Here is a 4,969-nt window from a genome sequence, read left to right as displayed (position 1 = left end):
TCGCCGCAGCGCCCCGCCTTCGGGCTCTACGCCGAGCAACTGTCGGGCACCGCCTTTACTGCGCCACGCCACGAGAATCGCCGCTCGTGGCTCTACCGCATGCGCCCCACCGCCGAGCACCCGCCGTTCAAGGCCTACGAGGGGGCGACGCGCTTCGCCCCCGGCACGAGCGACGCGCCGCTCGCGCCCAACCGGCTGCGCTGGGACCCGCTGGCGATGCCGGAGGAAGCGGGCGTCGACCTGATCGACGGCATGACGACGATGCTGGCCAATCGGCACCCCGCCGATCTGGAGGGCGTCGCGATGCACGTCTACGCCGCGAACAAGGACATGGATGCGCGTGTGTTCGTCGACGCGGACGGCGAATTGCTGTTCATCCCCGAGCAGGGCCGGCTGGAATTGCTGACCGAACTCGGCCGGATCGAGGTCGCGCCGGGTCAGGTCGCGCTGGTGCCGCGCGGCGTGCGCTTCAAGGCGAAGCTGCCCGATGGAGCCGCACGCGGCTACGTCGCGGAAAACCACGGCGCGTTGTTCCGCCTGCCCGATCTCGGACCGATCGGTGCGAACGGTCTCGCCAATCCGCGCGACTTCGAGACGCCGGTCGCCTGGTTCGAGGACGTGGACGCGCCGACGCAAGTGATCCAGAAGTTCATGGGATCGTTGTGGACGACGACGCTCGACCACTCGCCGCTCGACGTCGTCGCGTGGCACGGCAACCTCGCGCCGTGGCGTTATGATCTGTCGCGCTTCAACACGATCAACACCGTCAGCTTCGACCACCCCGATCCCTCGATCTTCACCGTGCTGACCTCGCCCAGCGACGTGCCCGGCCGTGCCAACGCCGATTTCGTCATCTTTCCGCCGCGCTGGATGGTGGCGGAGGGGACGTTCCGCCCGCCGTGGTTCCACCGCAACGTCATGTCGGAGGCGATGGGGCTGATCACCGGCGCGTACGACGCCAAGGCGGAAGGATTTCAGCCCGGCGGCATCTCGCTCCACAACATCATTAGCGGCCACGGTCCCGATGTCGCGAGCTGGCAGGGTGCGAGTGCCGCGGAGCTCAAACCCCACAAGATCGAGGGCACGATGGCGTTCATGCTGGAGAGCTGTTGGGCGTACCGGCCGACCGACTATGCGCTGGCGCACGCGCAGTTCGATTACGATGCGGTGTGGGCGGACTTTCCCAAGGCGAGGCTGCCGAACTCGTGAGTGCTACCGATGCTCGCGTGTTCGCGACGCCAGCGGGGGTGAAGCTCGGTGCGCTCGAGCAGATCGCCGATGGCACCGCGCGCAACTACGTGCTGCAACTGCGCGCGGGCCGGTTCCACGGCTTCGTCGTGCGGCAGGGCGAGGCGGTGTACGGCTACGTCGACCGCTGCCCGCACGCCGGGCTGCCGCTGGCGCAGGAACTCGACGCCTATCTGACTCCCGATGGTGCGCGCATCATGTGTTCGTGGCACGGCGCAGTGTTCGCGATCTCCGATGGCCGCTGCGAGGGTGGGCCGTGCATGGGCGCACGGCTGACGCCGTGGCCGGTGCGCGTCGACGACGGCGTGATCGTCACCGACGCCTGATCTTCACGACTGATGCGTGCGGCGCAGCGTGCTCGTGTCGTAGCCGAGCGCCTTGGCGCGGGCGTACAGCGCCTCGACCTGTTCGTCGCCCGGCCGCGGCGAGCGCGTGAGCAGCCACAGATAGCGCCCGGCGGGCTCGCCGACGATCGACCAGCTGTAATCGTCGGCGTGGTCGAGAACCCAGTAATCGCCGACATACAGTGGCCCGAAGAACGACAGCTTGAGCTTCGCACCCGTCGCCTTGTCCGCGACCACGCCCTTGGCGCGCGCAACCTTTCGTTTGCCCCCGCGCGTGCCCGCGTTGGTGACGCCGATACGGTCGGCGGCGAGGCGGGAATAATCGGCGGTGACCGCGTCCATGCCTTCCTCGAAGACATATTCGTGGCGGGCGATCTCGTACCAGCGGCCGAGATAGCGATCGAGGTCGACTGGCTTCGCGGGCTCGGGGACGCTGGGGTTGATGACGGGCGGGCGCTTGGCGCGGAGATAAAGGAAGCCGCCGAGGCCGAGTGCGGCGGCGCCGACGCCCGCGAGGACGCCGGCTTTCGGAAGAGTGGATTGCTGTGCCATGCGCGTCCTACCAGCGAACGCCCGCGTGGGTTCCCTCAGCCTGCTACACGCGCCTTTTCACGCAAACGGGCGGCGTGGAGCAGCGGCTCGGTATAGCCACTCGGCTGTGCGATCCCGTCGAACACGAGCGCGCGTGCGGCCTGGAAGGCGATGCTCTCGCCCTCGCGCCCGGTCATCGCGCGGTAGGCCGGGTCGTCCGCATTCTGCGCGTCGACCTTCGCCGCCATGCGCCTGAGCGCGGCATCGACCTCGTCCGCGGTCGCGATACCGTGGAGCAGCCAGTTGGCCATATGCTGCGACGAGATTCGCAGCGTCGCGCGGTCCTCCATCAGGCCGATGTCGTGGATGTCGGGCACCTTGGAACAGCCCACGCCCTGGTCGATCCAGCGCACGACATAGCCGAGGATCCCTTGCGCGTTGTTGTCGAACTCCTCGCGCACTTCCTCGGGCGTCCAGTTGCGCCCGGTCGCGAGCGGCACGGTCAGCAGGCGGTCGAGCGAGGCGACCGGCTCGGCGCGGCGTGCCTCCTGCCGCTGGAATACGTCAACGCGGTGGTAGTGCGTGGCGTGGAGCGTCGCCGCAGTCGGTGAGGGCACCCAGGCGGTTGTGGCCCCACTCGTCGGATGCGCGACCTTCTGCTCCAGCATGTCCGCCATCATGTCGGGCGCGGCCCACATGCCCTTGCCGATCTGCGCGCGGCCGGAGAGGCCACAGGCGAGGCCGATCTGCACGTTGCGATCCTCGTACGCCTTGATCCAGTCGGCACCCTTCATCTCGGCCTTGCGGATCATCGGACCCGCGCGCATCGCGGTGTGCATCTCGTCGCCGGTGCGGTCGAGGAAGCCGGTGTTGATGAACACGATTCGGTGGCGCACCGCGTGGATGCAGGCGGCGAGGTTGGCCGAGGTGCGGCGCTCCTCGTCCATCACGCCGACCTTGATCGTGTGACGATCGAGCCCGAGCAGATCCTCCACCGCGTCGAACAGCCGGTCGGTGAAGGCGCATTCGTCGGGGCCGTGCATCTTGGGCTTCACGATGTAGATGCTGCCGGCGCGGCTGTTGGCACGCACGCCCCGGATGTCGTGGAGCGCGATGAGGCTGGTGACGATCGCGTCGAGAATACCCTCGGGCGCCTCGCTGCCGTCCGCCAGCCGCAGCGCGGGCGTGGTCATCAGGTGGCCGACGTTGCGGACGAACAGCAGGCTGCGGCCCGGCAGCACGATCGCGCTGCCGTCCGGCGCGGCGTAGCGGCGATCAGGGTTCAGCCGGCGCGTGACCGCCCGCCCGTTCTTCTCGAACGTGTCGACCAGATCGCCGCGCATCAGCCCGAGCCAGTTGGCATAGGCCGCAGTCTTGTCGGCGGCGTCGACCGCCGCGACCGAATCCTCCAGGTCGCAGATCGTGGTCGCGGCGCTTTCCAGGATCACGTCGGCGATACCCGTGGGGTCGTCGCGGCCGATCGGATGGCTGGGGTCGAACACCACTTCGATGTGCAGACCGTGGTGGCGGAACAGCTGGCCGCTTTCGCTGCGACCGACATACTGCGCCGGATCGGCGAGCTCGATGGTGTCGCTGGTGAGATCCGCCCACGACCCGCTGGCGAGCGGGACCGCGTCGTCGAGGAACGCCTTTGCCCAGGCGATCACCTGGGTTCCGCGCGCCCTGTCGTACCCGCCGTCGGGTTTAGGCGAGCCGAGCGCGTCGGTGCCGTAGAGCGCGTCGTAGAGGCTGCCCCAGCGCGCGTTGGCGGCGTTCAGGAGAAAGCGCGCGTTGAGGATCGGCACGACCAGCTGCGGCCCGGCGGTGGTCGCAACCTCCGCATCGACATTCTGGGTGTCGATCGTGAACGGTGCAGGTTCGGGGACGAGATAGCCGATCTCGCGCAGGAATGCCTGGTATTCGGCCTGTTCGATCGTTTGGTCGGCTCGGGCGGTGTACCAGTCGTCGATGCGGGCCTGCAGCTCGTCACGGCGTGCGAGCAGGTCGCGATTCTCGGGTGCGAACCGGATGAAAATGTCGGCGACGCCCGACCAGAAGGCCTCTCGGTCGACGCCGGTGCCGGGCAGCGCGCGCTCGTCGATGAAGGTGGCGAGCGTGTCGGCGACGCTTAGCCCTGCGCGATCGGTCATCTGTTCGTTCATCTCGTCTCTCCTGTCCGCGCTTGTAGCCGCCTGCTACCTGCGCCACTAGAAGCATTGCTGTCGTGGCAGTCGCTACCTGGATGCACGAATGATCGATCCCGATTATGTCCTGTTTGCGCGACTGGTGAGCGCGGGCAGTATCGCGGCAGCGGCGCGAGAGTTGCGAGTGTCGCCCGCAATGGCGTCGCGGCGACTAGCCCGGCTGGAGGCGCGGCTGGGCGTGCGGCTGGTGCAGCGGACCACGCGGCGGCTCGCGCTGACGCCGGCGGGCGAACAGTTCCACGCCGACGTGGTTGCCATTCTCGCGGCGGTCGAGGCGGCCGAGGCACGGCTGACCGGCGCGGCGGCGGTGCCCGCGGGATTGCTGCGCGTGACGGCGCCGACCTCGTTCGGGCGGCTTCACATTGCGCCACGATTGCACCGTTTCCTTGATGCCTATCCGTCGGTGACGCTGTCGTTCGATCTATCGGACGCATTCGTCGATCTGGTGGCGGAGGGGGTCGACGTGGGCGTCAGGATCGCGGGGGCGGTGCAGCCCGGTCTCGAGGTACACCGGCTGGGTGACAGCCGCCGTGTCCTGTGTGCGAGCCCGGGCTATCTGGCGCGCGCGGGATCGCCGGCGCGACTGGGCGATCTCGGCTCGCATACACTGCTTGCCGCCGAGGGGCAGATGCCGTGGCGGCT

5 protein-coding genes are annotated in these 4,969 nt (G+C 68.5%); 3 read left to right on the top strand and 2 right to left on the bottom strand.

What is annotated here, in order from left to right:
• On the top strand, nucleotides 1–1,209 hold a 1,209-nt coding region (gene hmgA, locus QZ847_RS00835), incomplete at its 5' end, for a homogentisate 1,2-dioxygenase (protein ID WP_294352216.1).
• Complete coding sequence (locus QZ847_RS00830) at nucleotides 1,206–1,574, top strand: Rieske (2Fe-2S) protein (protein WP_294352214.1); 369 nt, start codon at nucleotides 1,206–1,208, stop codon at nucleotides 1,572–1,574. The genes hmgA and QZ847_RS00830, both read left to right, overlap by 4 nt.
• Before the next feature lie 3 nt (nucleotides 1,575–1,577).
• Here QZ847_RS00830 and QZ847_RS00825 read toward each other — a convergent pair whose 3' ends face one another.
• Nucleotides 1,578–2,144 (bottom strand): lipocalin family protein, encoded by a 567-nt coding sequence (locus tag QZ847_RS00825; RefSeq protein WP_294352212.1) that lies wholly within the window; start codon nucleotides 2,142–2,144, stop codon nucleotides 1,578–1,580.
• A 35-nt stretch (nucleotides 2,145–2,179) separates the two neighbouring features.
• The gene (locus QZ847_RS00820) at nucleotides 2,180–4,285 is read right to left on the bottom strand and encodes a malate synthase G (RefSeq protein ID WP_294352210.1); all 2,106 of its coding nucleotides are present in this window, start codon (nucleotides 4,283–4,285) and stop codon (nucleotides 2,180–2,182) included.
• Between the two features lie 88 nt (nucleotides 4,286–4,373).
• Between QZ847_RS00820 and QZ847_RS00815 the strand changes: the two genes are divergently transcribed.
• The coding region (locus QZ847_RS00815) for a LysR family transcriptional regulator (protein WP_294352208.1) at nucleotides 4,374–4,969 on the top strand (596 nt) is incomplete at its 3' end.

Origin of the sequence: uncultured Sphingomonas sp. (genome assembly GCF_913778135.1) — a bacterium.
Classification (GTDB): Bacteria; Pseudomonadota; Alphaproteobacteria; order Sphingomonadales; family Sphingomonadaceae; genus Sphingomonas.
The sequence above is the reverse complement of the archived record's forward strand: the minus strand, read 5'-3'. Positions and strand labels throughout refer to the sequence as shown.

Coding starts and splice junctions, on each gene's coding strand:
- QZ847_RS00820 (WP_294352210.1), bottom strand. CDS start 4,285: ATGAACGAACAGATGACCGATCGCGCAGGGCTAAGCGTCGCCGACACG.
- QZ847_RS00825 (WP_294352212.1), bottom strand. CDS start 2,144: ATGGCACAGCAATCCACTCTTCCGAAAGCCGGCGTCCTCGCGGGCGTC.